This is a genomic window from Nocardioides sp. LS1, from assembly GCF_003865225.1.
In the GTDB taxonomy this organism is placed as follows: Bacteria; Actinomycetota; Actinomycetes; order Propionibacteriales; family Nocardioidaceae; genus Nocardioides; species Nocardioides ginsengisegetis.
Genome location: NZ_BIFF01000006.1, coordinates 82,283 through 104,094, shown reverse-complemented (window position 1 = coordinate 104,094; position 21,812 = coordinate 82,283). Strand labels below are relative to the sequence as shown.

The 21,812-nt window shown below is 72.2% G+C and carries 22 protein-coding genes; 14 read left to right on the top strand and 8 right to left on the bottom strand.

What is annotated here, in order from left to right; all coding sequences use genetic code 11:
- Positions 1–510, bottom strand: a complete 510-nt coding sequence (locus EJF31_RS18030; RefSeq protein ID WP_125038565.1) for an Rv3235 family protein — start codon at positions 508–510, stop codon at positions 1–3.
- Positions 511–521: 11 nt separating this feature from the next.
- Positions 522–1,181 (bottom strand): LysM peptidoglycan-binding domain-containing protein, encoded by a 660-nt coding sequence (locus EJF31_RS18025; protein ID WP_125038564.1) that lies wholly within the window; start codon positions 1,179–1,181, stop codon positions 522–524.
- 114 nt (positions 1,182–1,295) lie between these two features.
- Here EJF31_RS18025 and EJF31_RS18020 point away from each other — a divergent pair, with 114 nt between their 5' ends.
- Complete coding sequence (locus EJF31_RS18020) at positions 1,296–1,835, top strand: hypothetical protein (RefSeq protein ID WP_125038563.1); 540 nt, start codon at positions 1,296–1,298, stop codon at positions 1,833–1,835.
- 261 nt (positions 1,836–2,096) lie between these two features.
- On the opposite strand, the gene EJF31_RS18015 is transcribed toward EJF31_RS18020, so the two are convergent.
- Genes EJF31_RS18015 through EJF31_RS18000 form a run of 4 tightly spaced genes read right to left on the bottom strand, consistent with a single transcriptional unit; the run spans position 2,097 to position 5,435 of the window.
- Positions 2,097–2,432 carry a sec-independent translocase gene (locus EJF31_RS18015; RefSeq protein ID WP_125038562.1) on the bottom strand — a complete coding sequence of 112 codons (336 nt, stop codon included), beginning with the start codon at positions 2,430–2,432 and terminating at the stop codon, positions 2,097–2,099.
- A gap of 3 nt (positions 2,433–2,435) precedes the next feature.
- On the bottom strand, positions 2,436–3,590 hold the full coding sequence (locus EJF31_RS18010) for an Mrp/NBP35 family ATP-binding protein (RefSeq protein ID WP_125038561.1): 1,155 nt from the start codon (positions 3,588–3,590) through the stop codon (positions 2,436–2,438).
- Between the two features lie 44 nt (positions 3,591–3,634).
- On the bottom strand, positions 3,635–4,156 hold the full coding sequence (locus EJF31_RS18005) for a DUF1003 domain-containing protein (RefSeq protein ID WP_125038560.1): 522 nt from the start codon (positions 4,154–4,156) through the stop codon (positions 3,635–3,637).
- Positions 4,149–5,435: a magnesium transporter MgtE N-terminal domain-containing protein gene (locus EJF31_RS18000; RefSeq protein ID WP_125038559.1), complete on the bottom strand. Its 1,287-nt coding sequence runs from the start codon at positions 5,433–5,435 to the stop codon at positions 4,149–4,151. Before EJF31_RS18000 ends, EJF31_RS18005 begins: the two co-directional genes overlap by 8 nt.
- A 68-nt stretch (positions 5,436–5,503) precedes the next feature.
- On the opposite strand from EJF31_RS18000, the gene EJF31_RS17995 reads away from it, so the two are divergent.
- From EJF31_RS17995 to EJF31_RS17950, 10 genes are all read left to right on the top strand, one after another.
- A complete protein-coding gene (locus EJF31_RS17995; protein WP_125038558.1) occupies positions 5,504–6,640 on the top strand; it encodes a hypothetical protein in 1,137 nt (378 codons plus the stop codon).
- A 9-nt stretch (positions 6,641–6,649) separates the two neighbouring features.
- On the top strand, positions 6,650–7,036 hold the full coding sequence (locus tag EJF31_RS17990) for a hypothetical protein (RefSeq protein WP_125038557.1): 387 nt from the start codon (positions 6,650–6,652) through the stop codon (positions 7,034–7,036).
- A gap of 161 nt (positions 7,037–7,197) precedes the next feature.
- Positions 7,198–8,583 carry a phospholipase D-like domain-containing protein gene (locus EJF31_RS17985; RefSeq protein WP_185736341.1) on the top strand — a complete coding sequence of 462 codons (1,386 nt, stop codon included), beginning with the start codon at positions 7,198–7,200 and terminating at the stop codon, positions 8,581–8,583.
- Between the two features lie 79 nt (positions 8,584–8,662).
- Positions 8,663–10,858 carry a cutinase family protein gene (locus EJF31_RS17980; protein ID WP_125038555.1) on the top strand — a complete coding sequence of 732 codons (2,196 nt, stop codon included), beginning with the start codon at positions 8,663–8,665 and terminating at the stop codon, positions 10,856–10,858.
- Positions 10,855–11,931, top strand: a complete 1,077-nt coding sequence (locus EJF31_RS17975) for an endonuclease/exonuclease/phosphatase family protein (protein ID WP_125038554.1) — start codon at positions 10,855–10,857, stop codon at positions 11,929–11,931. The genes EJF31_RS17980 and EJF31_RS17975 overlap by 4 nt, the downstream gene beginning before the upstream one ends.
- A gap of 11 nt (positions 11,932–11,942) precedes the next feature.
- Entirely contained in the window at positions 11,943–13,529 is a 1,587-nt protein-coding gene (locus EJF31_RS17970) for a hypothetical protein (RefSeq protein ID WP_125038553.1), read from the top strand.
- A complete protein-coding gene (locus tag EJF31_RS17965) occupies positions 13,526–14,833 on the top strand; it encodes a DUF6752 domain-containing protein (RefSeq protein ID WP_125038552.1) in 1,308 nt (435 codons plus the stop codon). Before EJF31_RS17970 ends, EJF31_RS17965 begins: the two co-directional genes overlap by 4 nt.
- On the top strand, positions 14,830–15,063 hold the full coding sequence (locus EJF31_RS17960; RefSeq protein ID WP_125038551.1) for a hypothetical protein: 234 nt from the start codon (positions 14,830–14,832) through the stop codon (positions 15,061–15,063). The genes EJF31_RS17965 and EJF31_RS17960 overlap by 4 nt, the downstream gene beginning before the upstream one ends.
- 122 nt (positions 15,064–15,185) lie before the next feature.
- Positions 15,186–16,382, top strand: a complete 1,197-nt coding sequence (locus tag EJF31_RS17955) for an acyl-CoA dehydrogenase family protein (protein WP_125038550.1) — start codon at positions 15,186–15,188, stop codon at positions 16,380–16,382.
- 48 nt (positions 16,383–16,430) lie between these two features.
- On the top strand, positions 16,431–17,459 hold the full coding sequence (locus EJF31_RS17950) for a hypothetical protein (RefSeq protein WP_125038549.1): 1,029 nt from the start codon (positions 16,431–16,433) through the stop codon (positions 17,457–17,459).
- Here EJF31_RS17950 and EJF31_RS17945 read toward each other — a convergent pair.
- A complete protein-coding gene (locus EJF31_RS17945) occupies positions 17,429–17,911 on the bottom strand; it encodes a DUF6174 domain-containing protein (RefSeq protein ID WP_125038548.1) in 483 nt (160 codons plus the stop codon). The genes EJF31_RS17950 and EJF31_RS17945 overlap by 31 nt on opposite strands.
- 163 nt (positions 17,912–18,074) lie before the next feature.
- Between EJF31_RS17945 and EJF31_RS17940 the strand changes: the two genes are divergently transcribed.
- The 3 genes from EJF31_RS17940 (at position 18,075) to EJF31_RS17930 (ending at position 20,527) form a co-directional block, all read left to right on the top strand.
- On the top strand, positions 18,075–18,260 hold the full coding sequence (locus tag EJF31_RS17940; RefSeq protein ID WP_125038547.1) for a DUF5302 domain-containing protein: 186 nt from the start codon (positions 18,075–18,077) through the stop codon (positions 18,258–18,260).
- A 119-nt stretch (positions 18,261–18,379) separates the two neighbouring features.
- Positions 18,380–18,925, top strand: a complete 546-nt coding sequence (locus tag EJF31_RS17935) for a MaoC family dehydratase (RefSeq protein ID WP_125038546.1) — start codon at positions 18,380–18,382, stop codon at positions 18,923–18,925.
- 108 nt (positions 18,926–19,033) lie between these two features.
- Positions 19,034–20,527, top strand: a complete 1,494-nt coding sequence (locus EJF31_RS17930) for a peptide MFS transporter (RefSeq protein WP_125038545.1) — start codon at positions 19,034–19,036, stop codon at positions 20,525–20,527.
- Here the strand turns inward: EJF31_RS17930 and EJF31_RS17925 are convergent.
- Entirely contained in the window at positions 20,487–21,698 is a 1,212-nt protein-coding gene (locus EJF31_RS17925; protein WP_125038544.1) for an MFS transporter, read from the bottom strand. The two genes, EJF31_RS17930 and EJF31_RS17925, sit on opposite strands and share 41 nt — an antisense overlap.
- Positions 21,699–21,812 lie beyond the last annotated feature (114 nt).

Sequence of the window (21,812 nt, the reverse complement as noted above, 5' to 3'; positions counted from 1 at the left end):
TCAGGCGAATTCGAGGGCCGTGCACAGCCAGCGGTCCTGGCGGTGCACGAACCGGGCCGCGACGGCCCGGGAGCGGGCGCCGTAGCGGACATGGGCGCTCACCTCGACGGTGGTGCGGTCCAGGAAGCAGGTGTGCACGCCGACGACCGACGGCCGGACCGGCTGGACCCGACCCTGGCCGGGACGGTGGCCACCCGCGCGGGCCACGAGCAGGGCCCGACGGGCGAGGTCGTCGTGGACCTCCCGGGAGGACCAGCGGACGAGCTGGGCGACCGGCCGGTCGCCACCGACGATCTCGACGGCCGCCTGGGTGTAGCGGCGAGCCCAGGCCTCGACCTCGCGACGCAGTCGCAGGTCGATCGGGATGACGTCGGCGCTGCCGCTCGTGGCGCCCCGGGCGGGACGGCGCGGCGGCGGGTCGTGGCGGGGGACCAGGTCGAGCGCCAGGGTGCCCTGGACGCTGGTGACCGGGGCGGGGCCACGGAACGGGACGACGCGGTGGTGGGACATCGGAGCTCCTGTCACGCGCGCGGGAGGCGCAGCTGCTGGTCGGGATGGATGAGTCCGGGGTCGGCGCCGATGACGCCGCGGTTGGCGGCGTAGATCGCCTGCCAGTGGGTGTTGATGTCGGCGTCGCTGGCGCCGGGTGCGAGGTCGCGGGCGGCGATGCCCCACAGCGTGTCGCCGCGGTGCACGGTGACCCGCTCCGCCCGTCGGACCGGGTGGCCGGCGACCGCTGTGGTGGCCGTCGCCCGGTCGGGGAGGGGCAGCCCGTTGACGACGCGGGCCACGATCGCCGAGGCCCGCAGGTCCTGCGGGGGCGCCTGCGGGGTGTCCGCGAGGGCGGCGGTGGTGGTCAGGCCTCCGGTGAGGGCGACTCCACAGGCGACCAGCACCACGCGTCGTACGCCCCGGGGGACGGCGTGGCTGACGCCTCGGGCCGCCTCGAGGGTCGCGAGCGTGGTGATCGCCCAGAGCCAGCACGTGGCCGGGACGGCGACGGCGGCGCAGAGCCCGACGAGCAGGTCGTCGAACGGGCGGCCGGCGAGGTCGCCGTGGCTGGCGGCCCCGGCCATCGGGAGGGCGAGGGGCAGGAGCAGGGCCACCAGGCCGGCGGCCGCGGTCGTGGCCAGCAGCCAGACCGTCGCACAGCGGGTGGGACGCGCAGGGTGGTGGTTCATCCGAGATCCTTGCGTTTGCTTCTGTTTGCTTCAGGAAACGCGGTTTTACTCTGATCGTCAAGGCGTTGTGCACAGGCGTTGTGCGTCGGGGGAGGGGGGTGGCAGGGTCGCCGCATGAGCTGGGAGCAGGAGCTCTTCGCCGTGCTCGACGACCTCGAGCAGCAGGCCGAGGCGCTCTACGACGCGGAGCGCGAGCTGGAGCTGGCCGACCGGAGCCGGGCGGAGTACCACCACGTCACCCTCGGGAGCCGGCTGACCGCGTCGGTGGGCCTCGACGTGGTCCTCGACGTCCGCGGCGTCGGGCGGGTCAGCGGGGTGCTGGAGCGGGTCGCCTCCGGCTGGTGCCTGCTCGCGGGACCGGCCCAGGACTGGGTCGTGCGCACGGCCGCGGTCGCGCTGGTGCACGGCGCCTCGGAGCGCTCGGTGCCCGAGGTGGCGTGGTCACCCGTCGCGAAGCTCGGCCTGGGTTCGGCGCTCCGCCGGCTCGCCGAGGCGGGGGAGCGGTGCGTGGTGCACCTCGTCGACGGTGCCGCTCACGAGGCCGTGCTGCGCCGGGTCGGCGCCGACTTCGTCGAGGCGGCCGTGGGTGACGGGCCCGGCGCCCGGACGGTGCTCGTCGCGTTCGAGTCGGTCGCCGCCGTCCAGTCCCGCTGATCGAGCCGGCGCAACGGCGTGGGGTGAGGGAGGCGAGGGGCTGAGGCGCCCGCATGCGGGGGCGCCCTGGGCGGCGGGAGCGGTGAGCTGTGAACCCTTTCCCTGCCCGGGTCGGTTCATGGCTCACCGCCGGGTCAAGCGGGCGGTGGGTGGTGAACCGTTTCCCGGTCGGGTTCGGTTGCTGGCTCACCGCTGGGGCCGTTCGGGGCTACGCGGCGCACCCGAGCTGACCCGGTCCGGCAGTTGCGCCGACTCGACCGGTTACGTCGCGTCGGCGTCGTACGGCGGGGTCTCGCCCTCGTCGAGCGGGCGCTGGCCGGGGCGGCGGGAGGACCGGGCGTCCCGGTCGGCCTCCTCCATCGCCTCGACGATGTGCTTGCGCACGATGGTGCGGGGGTCGAGGTCGCGCAGCTCGAGGTCGGCGTACTCCGGGCCGAGCTCGGTGCGCAGCTCGTCACGGGCGGAGTTGGCGAACTCCTTGGCCTTGCGGATCATCTGACCCGCCTGGCGAGCGAGGTCGGGCAGCTTGTCGGGGCCGAACACGAGCACCGCCACGAAGGCGATGACCATCATCTCGGGCAGCCCGACACCGAACATGGGTCAGAACTTACTGGTCGGGGTGAGGCCGAGCTGCATCCCGGCGAGTCCGCGGCCACGCCCCGACAGCGTGGCGGCGATGTTGCTGAGCTCGACGGCCGCCGGGGCGGTCGGGTCGGCGTCGACGATCGGCTTGCCGACGTCACCGCCCTCGCGCAGCGAGGTGTCGAGCGGGATCCGGCCCAGGACCGGGACGGTGGAGCCGATCCGCTGCGACAGCGTGGCCGCCACCCGGTCGCCGCCGCCGGAGCCGAAGATCTCGAGCTTGTGCTCGGGGCCGCAGTGCGGGCAGGGCAGGTAGCTCATGTTCTCCACGACGCCCACGACGCGCTGGTGCATCATCGAGGCCATCGTGCCGGCGCGCTCGGCGACCTCGGCGGCGGCCTCCTGCGGGGTGGTCACCACGACCACCTCGGCACCCGGGAGGTGCTGGCCGAGCGAGATGGCGACGTCGCCGGTGCCCGGCGGGAGGTCGAGGAGGAGCACGTCGAGGTCGCCCCAGTAGACGTCGGCGAGCATCTGGACCAGGGCCCGGTCGAGCATCGGACCACGCCAGGCGACGACCTGGTCGCGGCGCGGCTTGAGCATGCCGATCGAGATGACCGAGACGCCGCTGGGCGTGGGGACCGGCATGATCAGGTCCTCGACCTGGGTCGGCCGGTGGTCGGCCACGCCGAGCATGGCGGGGACCGAGTGGCCGTAGATGTCGGCGTCGACGATGCCGACCTTGAGCCCCTGCTTGGCCATCGCGAGCGCGAGGTTGACCGTCACCGAGGACTTGCCGACGCCGCCCTTGCCGCTGGCGATCGCGAAGACCTTGGTGAGCGAGCCGGGCTGGGCGAAGGGGATCTCGCGCTGGGCCTGGCCGCCGCGGAGGGTCTCCTGGAGGCCGGCGCGCTGCTCGGCCGACATCACCCCGAGAGTCAGGTCGACGCCGGTGACGCCCTCGACCCGCTGGACGGCCGCGGTCACGTCGCGGTTGATGGTGTCCTTGAGCGGGCACCCCGCCACGGTGAGCAGCACCGTCACCCGGACCAGGCCCGCCTCGTCGACCTCGACGGACTCGACCATGCCGAGATCGGTGATGGGGCGCTTGATCTCGGGGTCGTTGACGGTCGCGAGAGCGGCGTTGACCTGCTCGAGAGAGGGGGTGCTCATGATCCCCAAGGGTAGATGGTCGTGCGGAACCTTCCCGCCTCAGGTCACGCGGTGGCCGACTCGTCCTCGTCCAGGAGCCGGGCGCGCTCCTCGAGGTCCTGCAGCAGCGAGCGCAGCTCGGAGCGCAGGAAGTCGCGGGTCGCGACCTCGCCGACCGCCATCCGGAGCGAGGCGACCTCGCGGGCGAGGAACTCCATGTCGGCGTGGGCCCGGGCGTTGGCCTGCCGGTCCTGCTCGGCGATCACCTTGTCGCGCGTCTCCTGGCGGTTCTGCGCGAGCAGGATCAGCGGCGCGGCGTACGACGCCTGCAGGCTGAGCATCAGGGTGAGGAAGATGAACGGGTAGTTGTCGAAGCGTGCGTTCTCGGGAGCGAGGAGGTTCCAGCCGACCCAGACCAGGACGAAGCCGGTCATGTAGAGCAGGAACCGCGCGGTCCCCATGAACCGGGCGAACTGCTCGGCGAAGCTGCCGAACGCGTCCGCGTCGTACGCCGGCCTCCGCACGAGCGGGCGGCGCGTCTCCTTGGGCGTGTCCAGGCGGGTGCGGGGCTGGCGCGGCTCAGCCACGGCTCACCCCCCGGCGGTGGCCGGGGCGGGCGTCGCCGGGTCGCAGGACCAGGTCGCGCCAGTTCTCCGGGAGCATGTGGTCGAGCAGGTCGTCGACGGTGACGGCACCGACGAGGTGGCCGTCGTCGTCGACGACCGGGGCCGCGACGAGGTTGTAGGTGGCCAGGTGGGCGGCCACCTGCTCGATGCTGGCCGTGGGACGCAGCGGGTCCATCGAGTCGTCGAGCGCGCCGGCGACCAGCGTCGAGGGCGGCTCGCGCAGCAGGCGCTGGATGTGCGCGACGCCGAGGAACTTGCCCGTGGGCGCCTCGAGCGGCTGGCGGCAGACGTAGACCAGCGCCGCCAGGGCGGGGGTCAGGTCGGGGTTGCGGACGTGCGCGAGCGCGTCGGCGATGGTCGCGTCGGGGCCGAGGATGACCGGCTCGGGGGTCATCATCGCGCCGGCGGTGTGCTCGGCGTAGGACATCAGGCGCCGGACGTCGTCGGCCTCGTCGGGCTCCATGAGGTTCAGCAGGGTGGCGGCGGTGTCCGGCGGCAGGTCGGCGATCAGGTCGGCCGCGTCGTCGGGGGACATCTCCTCGAGGATGTCGGCCGCGCGCTCGGAGTCGAGGTGCTCGAGGATCTCGACCTGGTCCTCCTCGGGCAGCTCCTCCAGCACGTCGGCCAGTCGCTCGTCGTCGAGGGCGGCCACGACGGCCGTCCGGCGCTCGAAGGGCAGCTCGTGGATCATGTTGGCCGCGTCGGCGGGCCGCATCTCGTTGAGCGCCGCGATCAGGTGGGTGGCTCCCTGCGCGTCCTCGCGACGGGTCAGCCCCTCGACGTCGCGCCACTCCACGACGTGGGTCTGGCCGCGGCGGCGGAAGCCGCGGGCCGGCTCCTGCACCGCGACCCGGCTGAGCACCCAGTCGCGGTTGCGGGCCTGCTCCATCCCGACGTCGTAGACGGTGCCCACCACGCCGGTGGAGGGGATCGTGACCGTGCGGTCGAGCATCTGCCCGATGACCAGGGTCTCGGTGGAGCGCTGCTCGAAGCGGCGCATGTTGAGCAGCCCGGTCGTGTAGACCTGCCCGCTGTCGATGTTGGTCACCCGCGTCATCGGCACGAAGATCCGGCGCCGGCCGAAGACCTCGGCCACCAGCCCGAGCACGCGCGGCTGGCTGACCTCCGAGCGGAGCGCCACCACGAGGTCCCGCACCTTGCCCACCTGGTCGCCCTGGGGGTCGAAGATCGGCAGCCCGACGAGCTTGGCTGCGAAGACGCGGGAGGGGGTGGTGCTCACGTTCCCCCACGCTACCGGCCGCGATGCCCACACCGGCGCCAGTGGCACCATGTCGGCGTGATGTCGCCGTGAGCGCCCGCCTGTCCGGCCAGCGTGTCGTCCTGCACGTCGGGCTGCCCAAGACCGGCACCACCCACCTGCAGGGCCTGCTCGCCGACCACCGCGACGTGCTGCGCGAGGCCGGCGTGCTCTACCCGTTCCTGCGGCCGGGAGCGATGTTCCACGGCGCCGTCGAGGTGCGCGGCAGTCACGCGAAGTTCGGGCTCACCGCCGGGCAGGTCGCCGGCACCTGGCAGGCACTGTGCGACCGGGCCCGCGACTTCCCGGGCACGACCGTGATCAGCCACGAGGTGCTCGCCGGCGCCACGCCCGAGGAGATCGCGCAGGCGCTCGCGCCGCTGGCCGGGCTCGAGGTGCACGTCGTCGTCACCGCCCGCGACCTCGGCCGGCAGGCCACGGCCCACTGGCAGGAGGAGGTCAAGCTCGGCGACACCCGCTCCTTCGCCGACTTCGAGCGCGACCAGTTCCGCGCCGACACCGCGCCCGGCGACCCGGCCCGGCCGCACTTCTGGCACGCGCAGGACGCTGCCGACGCGCTGGCCCGCTGGTCGACCGCGGTGCCGCCGGAGCGCGTGCACCTGGTGGTGTGCCCCGCCCCCGGCGATCGACGTACGGCGCTGTGGGAGCGGTTCGCCGACGCCGCCGGGATCGACCCGGGCCTCGTCGACGCGGACACCGCCGACCGGGCCAACGCCTCGCTCGGCACGCTCCAGATCGCGCACCTGCGCCAGGTCAACGCGGCGCTGGACGGGCGCCTCGAGGCCGGGGTCTACCACCGCCTCGTCAAGAAGCAGTACGCCGAGGGCGTGCTCGCCCGCCAGCCGGGGGAGCGGCCCCGGACCCCGGCCCCGCTGGGGGACGTCCTCGCTCCGGCGACCGCCCGGGTGCTCGACCGGGTCCGGGCCGCCGGTCATCCGGTGCACGGCGACCTCGCCGACCTCGAGCCGGTGCTCGCGGGCCCCGGTGAGCCGCATCCCGACGACGTCGACAGCGAGGCGCTCGCAGCCCTCGATGCGGCCGGCGTGGCCGAGCGACTGGTCGCCGAGGCGCGCCGCGACACGCCGCCCCGGAACCGTCTCGGCCGGGTGGGAGCACGCCTCGCGGGGCTGCGCAAGGCGCCCCGGCGCGACCGTCCCGACGCGTAGACTCGCCCCATGAGGACGCGAGGAACCCTGGCCGCACTCGCCCTGCCGCTCGCGCTGGCCGTGTCGGCCTGCGGGGACGACGCGACCACGGCGTCCGATCCGGCGGACAGCTCCACGCCGACCTCGAGCAGCAGCTCCTCCGCGTCGTCCGACCTCCCGACCCCCCAGTGCACGGTCGTCTGGGTCGAGGGCGCGACCCTGCCCGGCAGCTTCCAGGGCTGCTACGAGGGCACCAAGCGGATCAAGCCGGACGGTCGCTACTGCGAGTTCGGCAAGCCGTTGTTCACCTACGACGAGCGCTTCTTCGCCGTCCGCAACGGCACCGTGCACCTCGCGACGAAGCCGTTCGCGCAGGACGCCAAGTACCAGGACACGCTGCGCAAGTGCAGCGGCTGACACACCTTCGCGCCCGCGCCACGGAGCGCGGACCGGAGGGTCTCCCCTGTTAGAGTTCCAGCCGGGGGTACGCCGCGCACCACGTGATCGTCGCCGCTCACCGGCACGGCCGGGAGACACCCCTCAACCCGATGTCTCACCGGAACGGAAGTGACCACAGCGTGCGACGACTGACTGCCGCCGGAGTCCTGGCCAGCAGCCTGCTGCTGGTGGGGACGCTCGGCTCCTTCCCCTCATCAGCCGCCCCGACCGCCACCAGCGCCACCACCTCCGTGGCCCTCCGCCAGGGCGGCACGACGCCCAAGCCGCCGCCGGCGCCCGACCACTACACGCCGGTCACCGGCGTGAAGGTCAACAACCCGTTGGGCGACCGCGCCCACCGACGCACGATCGTCACGCACCTGCTGCGCACGATCAACAGCGTGCCGCCGCGCGCGAAGATCCGGATCGCCACCTGGAACTTCCGCAGCCCCGACCTCACCGACGCGCTCATCGCGGCCCACCGCCGCGGCGTCTCGGTCCGCGTGGTCATCGACCGGCTCAACGCCAACGCCGACAACCCCAACCCGCCCTTCGAGCGGCTGACCAACGCGCTCAAGCACCACGAGCACAACCGCAGCAAGGACATGGAGAGCTTCACCCGCGAGTGCGTCAGCGCCTGCCGGGCCCCGGGCGGCATCGCCCACGTGAAGTTCTACCTGTTCAGCCGCGCCGGCAACGCCAACCACGTGGTCGAGTACGGCTCCTTCAACGCCACCGACCTGGCGACGTACGCGCAGTGGAACGACCTCTACACCGTGCGCAACAAGAAGGAGATGTACGACGAGTTCAACGGCGTCTTCAACCAGATGCGCAAGGACCAGAACGTCAAGCAGCCGTTCCTGAGCTACCACCACGGCCGGTTCACGTCGTACTTCTACCCCTACAAGGGCAAGGGCACGAAGTACCCCAACGGCACCACCAAGGACCCGCTCCTCATCGAGCTGAACAAGATGGTCTGCAAGGGCGCCACCAACGGCACCGGCACCAACGGCTTCACCAAGCTGCGCTTCGCGCAGACCTCCATGCACGGCGTGCGGGGCAAGGCGATCGCCGAGCGGATCCGCCAGATGTGGCAGCGGGGCTGCGACATCAAGATGGTCTACGCCGTGTTCGGCAACGAGGTGCTCAGCATCCTGCGCCACACCACGCGCGGGCCGGTCCCGATCAGGCAGATCGCCCAGGACTTCGACGAGGACGGCGTCTACGACCGCTACCTCCACATGAAGACCCTCGCGGTCAGCGGTGTCTACGACGGTGACACCTCGGCCAACGTCGTGTGGAACGGCTCGGCCAACTACACCGGCGTGGCCCTCGCCAGCGACGAGGTCGTGATGCGGATCTTCGACCCGAAGGTGCGCGCGACCTACAGCTCGTGGTTCGACTACCTCTTCGCCCACCCGCCGAAGTTCAGCAACAACCCCGGCCAGCCGGAGTCGGTGCGGCTCGCGTTCAAGCGCGCGATCGACAACGGCGTCGACCCCTACGCCAAGATGCAGCTGGACTGACCCAGGCATCTCCAGAACCCGGGAACCGCGCCGACGCGGTTCCCGGGTTCTGGCATTTCGCTCACCTAGGGTGTGACGCGTGAGACGACGGGCCGGGCAGCTGCTTGCCCTGGCCATCGGTGCCCTGGTCTCCGCGGCCATGGTCGCCGCCGTCCTGCACGTCGCCGGCACCCCCGAGCCGGGCCGCACCCGCGACCGCGCCGTCCTCGGCGCCGGGACCGCCGCGGTCGTCGACCAGTGCCGCGACATCCTGCTCGTCGGGATCGACGGCGGGGGAGAGGGCCCCACCGACGGCTCCGACTTCGGGCGCACCGTCGGCAACTTCCGCAAGGCCTACACCCGCCTCGCCGTCGCGGGCGACCGCTCGGTGGAGATGGCACGCGTGGAGTTCAGCGGCGCCGACCCCGCCGCACTCGTGGGCGCGCACACCCCCGACGTCGCCCTCAAGGCCGTCAACGCCAAGCGGGCACGGGCCTGGCGCAGCCCGGTCCCCGGCGGGGTGAGCAGCATGCTCGAGACCATCGACCAGGCCGCCTACTCCTGCCCCGACCAGCAGGTCGTCCTCGTCGGCTACGCCCAGGGCGCCTCGGTGGTCCACCGCGTGCTGCTGCGCCTCCAGGACCGCCCCGAGGGGCTGTCCCGAGTCGTCGGCGCCGCGCTCGTCTCCGACCCCGACCGCCGCGCGCACAGCGTCGCCAGCCACCTCATCGGTGCTCCCGCCGCGCCCGTCGGGCACCCGGGCGTGCTCACCCGTCTGATCGCGCCGCCCCAGCCGGACGTCCCGGCCGGCACCCCGACGTACTCCACCTGGAACGTCTGCACCGCCGGCGACCTCGTCTGCGACCCCAGCCGGACCACGGTCAGGGCGGCGCTCAAGGCGGCCCGCAGCTACCGTTTCGACGCCGGCGCCGCCGCGGTGCGCAACGCGGCCAAGGGGCTGTTGACCGCCACGACCCTGTGGCCGCTGCCGCGCCCGGAGATCCAGGTCGTCACGACCCGCACCGGCCAGCCGTTCAGCCAGCAGCTCGGCGTCACCGTCGCCCCCGAGGCCGCGGCCGGCGTCGTGTGGGGTGACGTGCAGAACCTTCCGCCCGGCATGACCCTCGACGAGCACGGGGTGCTGTCCGGCACCCCCACCGAGACCGGCACCTGGAACATCTCGTACGTCGTCAGCGGCACCACCCCGGGCACGACCGGCTCGACGGGGGTCGTGGTGCTCACCACGACGCCCGAGTCCGCGTCGGTGAGCGCCGGGGGCCAGTCCAGCTGCGAGACCCGCAGCGACGGCACGGTGTGGTGCTGGGGACGCAACAACTTCGGCCAGCTCGGCAACGGCTCGACCGGCTACCAGACGCGTCCGGTGCAGGCCGGCCACGACACCGACTGGGCCCAGGTCAGCACGAGCGGCGCCAGCACCTGCGCGGTCAAGGCCGACGGCACCCTGTGGTGCTGGGGCCTGGACAACTGGGGCCAGCTCGGCATCGGCCGCGGCAAGCCGCACCTCTCCGCCGTCCAGGTCGGCACGTCGACGGGCTGGGCCAGCGTCAGCACCAGCTGGTTCCACACCTGCGGCACCCGCACCAACGGCACCCTGTGGTGCTGGGGCCAGAACAGCCGCGGTGAGCTCGGCGACGGGACCATGAAGGTCAAGGGCTACCCGACCCGGGTCGGCGTCGACAAGGACTGGCAGGACGTCACGGCGGGCGGGTTCCACACCTGCGCGACCCGCACCAACGGCACCGCGTGGTGCTGGGGCCAGAACATCTTCGGCCAGCTCGGCAACACCAACCTCGACCCGCAGCCCGTCCCCGTCCAGGTCGGCACCGACGCGTCCTGGTTCCAGCTGAGCGCCGGGTGGGCCCACACGTGCGGCGTCACGACCGACGGCCGGGCCAGCTGCTGGGGACTGAACAACAAGGGCCAGCTCGGTGACGGCTCGCGCAACCTGAGCCGCTCGCCCGCTCCGGTGGACGGCAGCCACATCTGGACCAGCATCTCGACCGGCGACGCCTCCACGTGCGGGCTCGACAACTCCGGCAACGCTTATTGCTGGGGCGCCAACCGCTACACCCAGCTGGGGGACGGGACCAACCAGCAGCGTTCGGACCCCACCCTGGTGTCCTCCGGGTCGTCCTGGGTGTCGGTCGAGTCCGGCTGGATGCACGTCTGTGGTGGCCTCAGCACCGGAGTGACCGCATGCTGGGGTAACAACGAGGCCGGTCAGGTCGGCAACGGCACCGTCGTCGACCAAGCAGTGCCGCAGGAGGTCCAGTGACGCAGAGTCCTCAGGAGCCGGGTTCCCAGGAGCCCCGGTCCTCCTCCGAGCGCGTCACGGCGCTGGCGACCGTCGGCGGCGTTGTGGCGATCGTGGGGGTCATCATCGCGGCCAACCTGCTCGGCACCTTCCGCGGCGACCAGCCCCCGGCCTCGCACGGACCGGCGCCCTCGGCCCCGACCAGCATCCCGGCCGAGCAGCTCGCGACGATGTCGCCCGAGGAGATCGCCTCCGACGCGCTGAAGGACCGTGGCGAGATCGCGATCCAGAAGGTGCTGCCCGGCACCGCGAAGTTCCGCGACAAGGTCCAGAAGCTCGCCGGCGCCCAGCCCTACGACTTCACCATCACCAGCTTCAACGTCCTCGGCAGCCAGCACACCGCCCCCGGCGCCGACGCCCAGGAGTTCGCCCCCGGCCGGATCCGCGCCGAGTGGTCGGCGGCCCTGCTGTCGTCGTACGGCTCCACGATCGTGGGCATGCAGGAGCTCCAGGCCGACCAGCTCGACGCCATCAACCGGGCCACCGGCGGCCGCTTCGACTTCTGGCCCGGCACCGCGTTGGGCGGCTCGGGGATCCCGCAGTCGGTCATGTGGGACACCTCGGTGTGGAAGGCGACCTACGAGGACTCCATCACCGTGCCGTTCATGGGCACCACCCGTCCCCAGCCGATCGTGCGGCTGCAGAACCTCGCGACCGGCCGTGAGCTCTACGTCCTGAACATCCACAACTCGCCCAAGGACGCCCAGGGGCGCGAGGGGGAGCGGGACAAGGCGACCGCGATCGAGATCGCGGCGATCAAGAAGCTGCGCCAGGAGGACGGGATCCCGGTCTTCATCATGGGCGACTTCAACGAGCACGCCGAGGCCTTCTGCAAGATCACCGGGCAGACCGACCTGGAGGCGGCGCAGGGCGGCTCCAACGACGGCGTGTGCCACCCGCCGACGCAGATGCGGGTCGACTGGATCTTCGGGTCGACCGACACGGCGTTCACCGGCTTCCGGTTCGACACGGGCCCGCAGGTGCGCCGGATCACCGACCACGCGGTGCTCACCGCGCAGGTCTCGGTGCCGTAGCCTCCCCTCTCGTGGCAGAGACAGGTGCGCGGGTCGACGACGCGGGACTCCACTTCCCCGCGGGCTTCTCGGGTTCCGCCGACGTCTACTTCGACGACCACATGGCCTGGTCGTTCTCCGCCGAGCCCGCCGGCTCCGGCGCGACCCACGTCGAGTGGCCCAAGCGGATGAAGCGCTGGCTGGACGGGGCCTCGGCCGTGCGGGTCGTCGCGGGCGAGGAGGAGCTCTTCGCCGGCGACGTCTCCTTCGGCAGCGGCGAGGGCCGGGTGCGGTTCGTCGACAAGGACGGCATCCCCGTCATGATCGACAAGTGGGGCCTGCTGCAGCGCCCCTTCTCCGGCCGCGACGCCAGCGTGGTCGAGCAGATGGTCGACATCACCGACCAGATCCTCGAAGTGATGCGCCAGGAGTGCGGCGTCGAGGGCTGGATCGCCTTCGGCACCCTGCTCGGCGCGGCCCGCGAGGGCAAGGTCATCGGCCACGACTCCGACGTCGACCTCGCCTACCTCAGCGAGCAGCCCACGCCCGCCGAGATGGTCGTCGAGCTGCACCGGATCGGCCGTGCCCTGCGTCGGCACGGCATGAACGTGCTGAACAAGTCCGGCGCCTTCATCACCGTCGTCTTCACCTCGCCCGACGGCGGCATGTCGAGCATCGACATCTACACCTGCTTCTACGTCGGCGACCTGCTCTACGAGACCGCCACCGTGCGCACCCCGGTGCCGCGCTCGGCGATCCTGCCGCTCACCGAGATGATGTTCGAGGGCCGGATGCTGCCGGCCCCGGCCGATCCCGACGCCATGCTCACCGTCTCCTACGGCCCCAACTGGCGGGTCCCGGACCCGTCCTTCCGGCACGAGCCCGGTCCCGAGATCACCACCCGCTTCGACGGCTGGTTCTCCTCGCTGATGCGCCAGCGCCGCGACTGGGAGCGGCACCTCGCCGACCTGGCCGGCGAGGAGGGCCACGGCCCCTCGGGGTTCGCCGGCTGGGTCGCCGACCAGATCGCCGGCGAGTCGCACAGCGTCCGGGTCGTCGAGGTCGGCGCCGGGACCGGGGAGGACGCGCTGCTGCTCGCCTCGCGCGGGATCGACGTACTCGCCCTGGACTACGCGCGCCAGAGCCTGCGCCGCCCGGCGCGCCTGGCCCGTCGCGGCAAGCTGCCGGCGACCTTCGACACCCTCAACCTCTACGACCTGCGTGACGTGCTGACCCGAGGGGCCCTGGTCTCCCGCGACCGCGAGCACGAGCAGGCGGTCTATGCCCGCGACCTGCTGGAGACCCTCGACCCCGACGGCGCGGAGAACTTCTGGCGGCTGGCCGCCATGGCCCTGCGCGGCGGGGGGCGGGCCTACCTCGAGGGCCGCTCGCTGTCGCGGCACGACGCGGGCGAGGCCCGGGCCGAGCACGGCGGCGGCCGGCTGCACCCCGTCGACCCCCGGGTCGTCGAGGGCGACGCGACCAGGGCCGGTGGCCGGGTGGTGCACCGCGAGGGCTTCCAGGCCGCCGGTGCCGCGGCCCACGGCGGCCCGCCCGCGCGGTGGAGGATGATCGTCGAGTGGCCCGCGAGCCGGGCCGACCGGGAAGGACAGGCATGACCCAGCGCGTCTACCTGCACGTCGGCGCCCCCAAGTCCGGCACCACCTACCTCCAGCGCGTGCTGGAGCAGAACCGTCGCGTCCTGGCCGACGCCGGGGTGCTCGTCGTCGGCGACCGCCACCTCGACCGCATCCACGCGGCCATGGTGGTCCGCGAGGACCCGCGGCTCGAGTCGCTGCCGGCCCGTGCCTCGACGGCCTGGTCCCGGCTGGTCGAGCAGATCCGCGGCTGGCGCGGCGACGTCGCCGTGCTGTCCTACGAGCTCTTCGCGGGCGCGTCGGCCGAGCAGGTCGAGGCGGCGCTGGCCGACCTCGGGGGCCTCGACGTCCACGTCGTGATCACCGCTCGCGACCTCGCCCGGGCCGTCCCCTCGGCCTGGCAGGAGCGCCTGAAGTTCGCCCTGACCACCCCGCTGGAGCAGTGGAAGCCGCGGCCCGAGAAGGCCGGCGCCCGCGCCGAGTGGGGCTGGCGGACGATGGACCCCGCCGGCGTCGCCGCCCGCTGGGGTGCCACCCTGCCGGCCGACCACGTGCACGTCGTGACGGTGCCCCGCGACGCCGGCGACGAGACCGAGTTGTGGCGCCGGTTCGCCGCCGCCTGCGCGATCGACGTCCCGGCCGTCGACCCGGCGGTCGAGCGGGTCAACGAGTCCCTGGGGCTCGCGGCCGCCGAGCTGCTGCGCCGGGTCAACGAGCAGGTGGGCGAGCCGATCACCGGCAACCGCGAGCAGGCCCTCTGGCTGCGGGACACCCTGGCCCACGGGATCCTCGCGCCGCTGGGCCGTGAGCCGATCGGCCTGACCGACGAGCAGCTCGCCGATGCGACCCGCCGTGCCGACGAGGCCGTCGCCGCGCTGGGTGCCGCCGGCTACGACGTGCAGGGCGACCTCGCCGACATCACCGCCACCCGCCCCGACGCCCGGACCCCCGGCCAGGCCACCGACGCCGAGCTGCTCGAGGTCGCCGTCGAGGCGATCGTGCGGCTCCTCGTCCTGGTGCGGGAGCGCACCCACGAGCGCGACGCCGCCGGCACCCCCGAGGCCCTCGCCGACGACGGGTCCCGGATCCTGGCGATCGGCAAGGGCGTCGTACGACGCGTCACCGCTCCGCGCGTCGAGAAGCGGACCGTCGCGCTGCAGGAGCGGATCGCCGAGCTGGAGGCACAGGTCGCGGAGAGCCGGTCGCTGCACCTGCGGGTGGCCGAGCTGACCGACGTGGTCACCGAGCTGCTGCTGCCGCCGCGCTCCAGCGACGGCCGGGTCACCGCCCGGGCGCTGAACGCCTACCGCAACGAGTCGCTGTGAGGCCCGTGCCCGGCCCCCGGACCGTCGCCCGACGGGTGGTCGCCGGCATCGGCCTGGACGAGGTGATCCACCTCCAGCGCCGGGTCGACGAGCTGGCCGTCGCCGTCGCGGAGAACGCCGCCCTCGCCGTGCCGCTGGCCGCGAAGGTGACCGAGCTGGAGCAGGCCCTGGTCGGGCCGCTGCAGCAGCGCCGGCGCTTCCGGGACGAGCACGGCCTGGACGCCTCGTGAACAGCAGAGCCCGGTTGTGGCCCAGGACATAGCCCCCGCTGGCTACCGGCCGGTAGCCTCGCCGGGCCCCACCTGCACGTCGTACCCCGGCTGATCCGGGACCTGAGCGAAGGAGCAACACCATGGGTCGTCTCTGCGAGACCGAAGGACTCACCGAGGACCAGAGCGAGATCCTCAAGGCGGTCCGGACCTTCGTGGAGGAGAAGATCCTTCCCGTCGCGACCGAGCTCGAGCACGCCGACGAGTACCCGCAGGAGATCGTGGACGGGCTCAAGGAGCTCGGCATCTTCGGGCTGATGATCCCCGAGGAGTACGACGGCCTGGGCGAGTCGCTGCTGACCTACGCGCTGTGCGTGGAGGAGATCGCGCGTGGCTGGATGAGCGTCTCGGGTGTCATCAACACCCACTTCATCGTGGCCTACATGCTGATGCAGCACGGCACGGAGGAGCAGAAGAAGAAGTACCTGCCCAAGATGGCCACCGGCGAGGTGCGAGGTGCGTTCTCGATGTCGGAGCCGGGCCTGGGCTCGGACGTCTCGGCGATCAAGACCAAGGCCAGCAAGACCGACGAGGGCTACGAGATCACCGGCCAGAAGATGTGGCTGACCAACGGCGGCACGTCCACGCTGGTCGCGGTGCTGTGCAAGACCGACGAGGGCTCGGACTCGGTCTACAAGAACATGACGACCTTCCTGGTGGAGAAGGAGCCCGGCTTCGGCGAGACCGCCCAGGGCGTCACCATCCCGGGCAAGATCGACAAGATGGGCTACAAGGGCGTCGACACCACCGAGGCGATCTTCGAGGGCCACAAGATCTCGGCCGACCAGATCCTGGGCGGGGAGCCGGGCAAGGGCTTCTACCAGATGATGGACGGCGTCGAGGTCGGCCGCGTCAACGTCGCCGCCCGCGCCTGTGGCATCGCCAACCGGGCCTTCGAGCTCGGCATCGCCTACGCCCAGCAGCGCGAGACCTTCGGCAAGAAGATCGCCGAGCACCAGGCGATCCTGTTCCGGCTCGCGGAGATGGCCACCAAGGTCGAGACCGCCCACGCGATGATGGTCCGCGCGGCCCGCATGAAGGACCGCGGTGAGCGCAACGACGTCGAGGCCGGCATGGCGAAGTACCTCGCCGCGGAGTACTGCAACGAGGTCGTCGAGGACTCCTTCCGGATCCACGGCGGCTACGGCTACTCCAAGGAGTACGAGATCGAGCGGCTGTACCGCGAGGCCGCGTTCATGTTGATCGGTGAGGGCACCGCGGACATCCAGAAGATGATCATCGGCCGCAGCCTGCTCAAGGACTACAAGCTCAAGGCCTGACCCCGAGTTCGACGCGGGAGGACCCTACCTGCCGATAGCCTGCCGCCCATGGCGCAGCGGGTGGTCCTCCACGTCGGACTCATGAAGTCCGGCACGTCGTACCTCCAGCAGCGCCTCACCGCCAACCGCGACCTCCTCGCGGCGGGCGGTGTGCTGTTTCCGGGGGAGGTCTGGCGCGACCAGGTGCTGGCCGTCAGCGACGTGCTCGGCCGCAAGCAGGCCGGCCCGGCGACCGCCGGCCGCTGGCGCGCCCTGGTCGACGAGGTGGCGGCGCACGACGGCACGGCCGTGGTGAGCATGGAGTTCCTCGGACCGGCGCGGCCCGAGCGGATCGCCGAGGTGGTGGGCTCGTTCGGGGAGACCCCCGTCGAGGTCGTCCTGACGCTGCGCGACCTGGGCCGCGGGGTCCCCGCCATGTGGCAGGAGGCGCTCCAGAACGGCGGCACCCTCACCTGGCACGGGTACGTCGACCTCCTCCACGGACAGCGCAAGCCCGCCCAGGCGTTCTGGCGCCAGCAGGGCATGGCACGGATCGTCGGCAACTGGGTCGCCGCGGTGGGCGCGGGCCGGGTGACGATCGTGACCGTGCCGCGGCCCGGTGCCGCGGCCGGGGTCCTGTGGGACCGGTTCTGCGCGGCCGCCCGGATCCCCGGGGAGGGGTGCGTGGACGTGCGACCGGCGAACACCTCCCTCGACGCGGCCTCGGCGATGCTGCTCCGCTCGCTCAACGAGGCGCTCGCCGCGGACGAGGTGTCGGCCGGTGACTACCACACGCTGGTGAAGTTCGGCCTGGCCAAGCGGGTGCTGGCCGGTCGCACCGATGCCCCGGCGATCGGCTTCGAGCCGCCCGAGTGGCTGCGGGAGCGATCGGCCGACATCGTCGTACGGCTGGGGGCCTCCGGGGCGCGGGTCGTCGGCGACCTCGGCGACCTCGTGCCCGCGTCGGTCGCCGGCGTGGACCCCGACGGGCTGCCGGCCGAGGCCATCGCCGCGGCCGCCGTCGCCGCCCTGCGCGGCAGCGTGGTGCTGCGGGCGGGGGAGCGGCGTCAGCCCACCGCCACGTCGGAGACGGTGTAGCCGATCTCCTCGTCGGCCATGTTCTTGCTCTGGTCGACGTAGACCGACGTCGGCCAGTCCTGGCCCGCGGGCCAGGTCACGTCGACCTGGGCCGCTCCGGTGTCGTTGGCCGCGTCGATGACGTCGTTGATGGTGATCCAGCGGTACTTCTCGACCGGGTCGCCCTCGACGTGTCCGCGACCGGTGCGGGCCCACACCGCGTCGGAGACCTTGCCGCCGGCGACCGTGACCCGGATCGGCTGCCCGGCATCGGCGCAGAAGCAGCTCACCTTCAGCGTGAACGCGTAGTCGGGCGGGGCGAAGGCCGGGTAGGTGCCGACGGTCGGGCTGGCCGTGGGCGTGGGGGACTCCGACGGGCCGGGGTCGGAGGCGACCGGGGTGCCCTGCCCGCACGCGGACAGGAGGAAGGTGGTGGCCACGGTGACCACGACGGCGGGAAGTGCGGCTCTCATGCAGGTCAGACGCGTCACCCGCCCTCGTGGATCCCGCCGCCGACACTCCGGACCGGCAATTGCGGTCGACTCCGGCTTGCCGGGGGTGCGAGGGTGGGGGCAGCACCAGCGCAACACCGGCGCAGCACGCGATCGGCCCCGGCCCCGAACAACGGAGGAACGCATGTCCGACTCGAACGGCAGCAACGAGGACCTGAAGGCGAAGATGCGCGCGGCCCTCGACGCCAAGAACAACAAGGAGAAGGGCGTCCACCAGGACGGGCCGGTCAAGGAGAAGGCCCACGGCTCCGAGGTCGTCGGCGGCGCCCCCAAGATGCACCGGCGCAAGGCCGGCGGCGGCGGCAGCTGAGCGAGGAACGAGCTCTGCTCCGGCGGGTGAGATAACGCACGCGTCCAGACGCTGCTCGGCGAGTGCCGGGTTCGGCAGGATGGGCGCGTACGTATCCGCCGGTCAGTCAGGAGCAGGGCATGCAGTTCGGTCGTAGCTACGAGGAGTTCGAGGTCGGCGCGACCTACAAGCACTGGCCCGGCAAGACGGTCACCGAGTTCGACGACCACATGTTCTGCCTGCTGACGATGAACCACCACCCGCTGCACCTCGACACGAACTACGCCGAGGAGACGACGCAGTTCGGCAAGAACGTCGTGGTCGGCAACTACGTCTACTCCATCCTGCTCGGCATGAGCGTCCCGGACATCTCGGGCAAGGCGATCGCCAACCTCGAGATCGAGTCGCTGCGCCACGTCGCGCCGACCTTCCACGGCGACACGCTGTACGGCGAGACGACGGTGCTCGACAAGTGGGAGTCGAAGTCCAAGGACGACCGTGGGGTCGTGCACGTGGAGACCATCGGCTACAACCAGGACGGCAAGGTCGTGTGCATCTTCCGCCGCAAGGTGATGGTGCCCAAGGACAGCTACCTGACCGAGCGCGGCGGCGAGCAGCCCGGTCGTCCGGTGCCCCAGCCGGACAAGAACTGGCCCGGCCCCGACAGCGCCGCCACGACCGACTGAAACCGCCCCCTGACCTGCACGGATCCCGCCGGGTGAACACCCGGCGGGACATTGGTCACACGCCGTTGGGTTTGGCGACGCGGTGTGGGCTTTGGCAAGGTCGAGCGAGTGACTGATCAGACCCAGACTGTCGCGAACGACCGGGCCACCACCCCCGGCGACAGCACTTCAGACCACGGCTTCTTCGGCCAGCCCCGCGTCCTCGCCAACCTCTTCGGCGTCGAGATGTGGGAGCGCTTCAGCTTCTACGGCATGCAGGGCATCGTCCTGCTGTACCTCTACTACTCGGTCTCCCAGGGCGGCCTGGGGATGGACGAGGGCACCGCCAGCGCGGTGATCGGGGCCTACGGCGGCCTCGTCTACCTCTCCACGATCCCCGGCGCCTGGCTCGCCGACCGGGTGCTCGGCTCGGAGCGCACGCTGTTCTACAGCGCCTGCCTGATCATGCTGGGCCACATCGCGCTGAGCGCCCTGCCCGGGTACGCCGGCGTGATCGCCGGCCTGCTGATGGTGGGCATCGGGTCCGGTGGCCTGAAGGCCAACGCGACCTCGCTGGTCGGCACCCTCTACGCCGAGGGCGACGAGCGCCGCGACGCCGGCTTCTCGCTGTTCTACCTCGGCATCAACCTGGGTGCGCTGTTCGGCCCGCTGCTGACCGGCCTGCTCCAGCAGGAGGTCGGCTTCCACGTCGGCTTCGCCGCTGCCGCGATCGGCATGTTCCTCGGCCTCGTGCAGTACACGATGGGCCGCAAGAAGCTGCCCGCCAGCGCCCACGAGGTGAAGAACCCGCTCCCCGCCGGCCAGCTCCCCAAGGTGCTCGGCCTCGCGGTCCTCGTCGCCCTCGCGATCGTGGCCCTGGTCCTCACCGGCCTGGTCACCGCCGAGAACCTCGCGACCTGGGTCATCTGGGCCACCGTCGTCGGCGCCGTGGCGCTGTTCCTGACGATCGTCACCAGCAAGAAGGTCAACGCCGTCGAGCGTGGCCGGGTGTGGGCCTTCGTGCCGATGTTCGTGGCCTCGGTGGCGTTCTGGACGCTCTACCAGCAGCAGTTCACCGTCGTGACGATCTACTCCGACAGCCGCCTGGACCGCGACCTGTTCGGCTGGACCATGCCCGTCTCCTGGGTGCAGTCGGTCAACCCCGTCTTCATCATCCTGCTCGCCGGCGTCTTCGCGGCGATGTGGACCAAGCTCGGGCCCAGACAGCCCTCGACGCCGCTGAAGTTCGCGGCCGGTACGGCGATCATGGGTGTGGCGTTCCTGCTGTTCATCCCGATGGCCGGCGGCGGTGCCCACAGCGCCCCGCTCCTCGGCCTGATCGGCATCCTGCTGGTCTTCACGATCGCCGAGCTGCTGCTCTCGCCGGTCGGGCTCTCGCTGGCCACGAAGCTGGCTCCCGAGGCGTTCCGGACCCAGATGGTGTCGCTGTTCTTCCTCTCGGTCGCGCTCGGCTCGGTGCTCGCCGGCTACCTCGGCAAGTACTACTCCGCCGACCACGAGGTGTCGTACTTCGGCGTCCTCGGCCTGATCTCGATCGGTGTGGGCGCGCTGCTCGCGGTGTTCACGAAGCCGATCCGACGTCTGATGGCCGGGGTGCACTGACCCCGGTCCCGATCGGGGCGAAGGCTCGGGCGAGCGGCACGATCCCCAGGATCAGCACCATGGGCACGGCGAAGCCGACCCGCAGCGAGCCCGAGCCGACCACCCCGGTCATGACGGAGCCCAGCAGGGCTCCGGCGTAGTTGAACTGGTTGAACCGCGCGATCACCGCGTCGACGCGCGCCTGGCGCGCGTCGGGATCCAGCACGGTGCCTTCGGGGCCGCCGCCCGCGATGCGGGCGGCGGCCGAGAAGCTCAGGGGGGCGATGACCGCCACGCCCGCGCCCAGCAGCGTGAAGCCGAGCACCGCCACCGGCCAGGTCGGGGCGAAGACGACCACGGCGAGGGCCGCCGAGCCGAGCACGGCACCGACCCGGAGCACCCGCACGGCGCCGTACCGCGCGACGAGTCCGTCGCCGGCGATCCGCAGGACCCCGCTGGCGACCAGGTAGGGCAGCGTCGCCAGCGCGACGAGGCCCGACGGGGTGTCGAAGGTGTCGTCGAGGAAGAGCGGGCCCCAGGTCTGGGTGGCCGTGTCGACCATGTAGAAGAGCACCATCCCGAGCCCGACCAGCAGGATCGGGCGCCACGGCACCGCGGCGGCGGCCGCCGTGTCGGGCACGGCCTGCACGCGGGGCAGCAGTGGCGCGAAGACGACGGCGAGCGGGACGACCGCGACGGCCGCGACCACGCCGAGGGGGAGCGAGCCGGTCGCGAGGGACAGCCCGGCGCCGGCCACGCCGCCCAGCGTCCACGCGCCGTGGAAGGACGGGAGGATCGGGCGGCCGTAGCGGTGCTCGAGCGCGACCGCCTGCATGTTGGTGGTCGCGTCGACCACGCCGAGCCCGACGCCGTAGACGGCCATCGCCCCCACGAAGACGGCCCGGTCGGGGGCCAGTGCGATGACGGCCACGCCGGCCATCACGAGCAGCAGCCCCAGGCGCAGCATGCTGGCGCTGTCGCGGCGCTCGGCCACCTTCTCGGCCAGCACCGACCCGGCGCCGGCCAGCAGCACCATCATGAGCAGCAGCAGGGACAGCAGCAGCTCTCCGATGTCCCACTTCTCGGTGATGTCGGGCAGCCGGCTGGTCAGGCTGATGAAGACCAGTCCCTGGGCGAAGAAGCCGCTGGCCGCGGCGAGTCGGGCCCGGGCGAGGGTGCGGGGGACGGCCATGCCGGGATCGTGGCACAGAACCTGTCAGCGGGACCCTGCGTGTGTGGTCAAAAGGCGTGTCGGCGAGGCGCCCGTGCGCGACGATTCTCCTCGGACCGCTCGTGGTCCGTCACG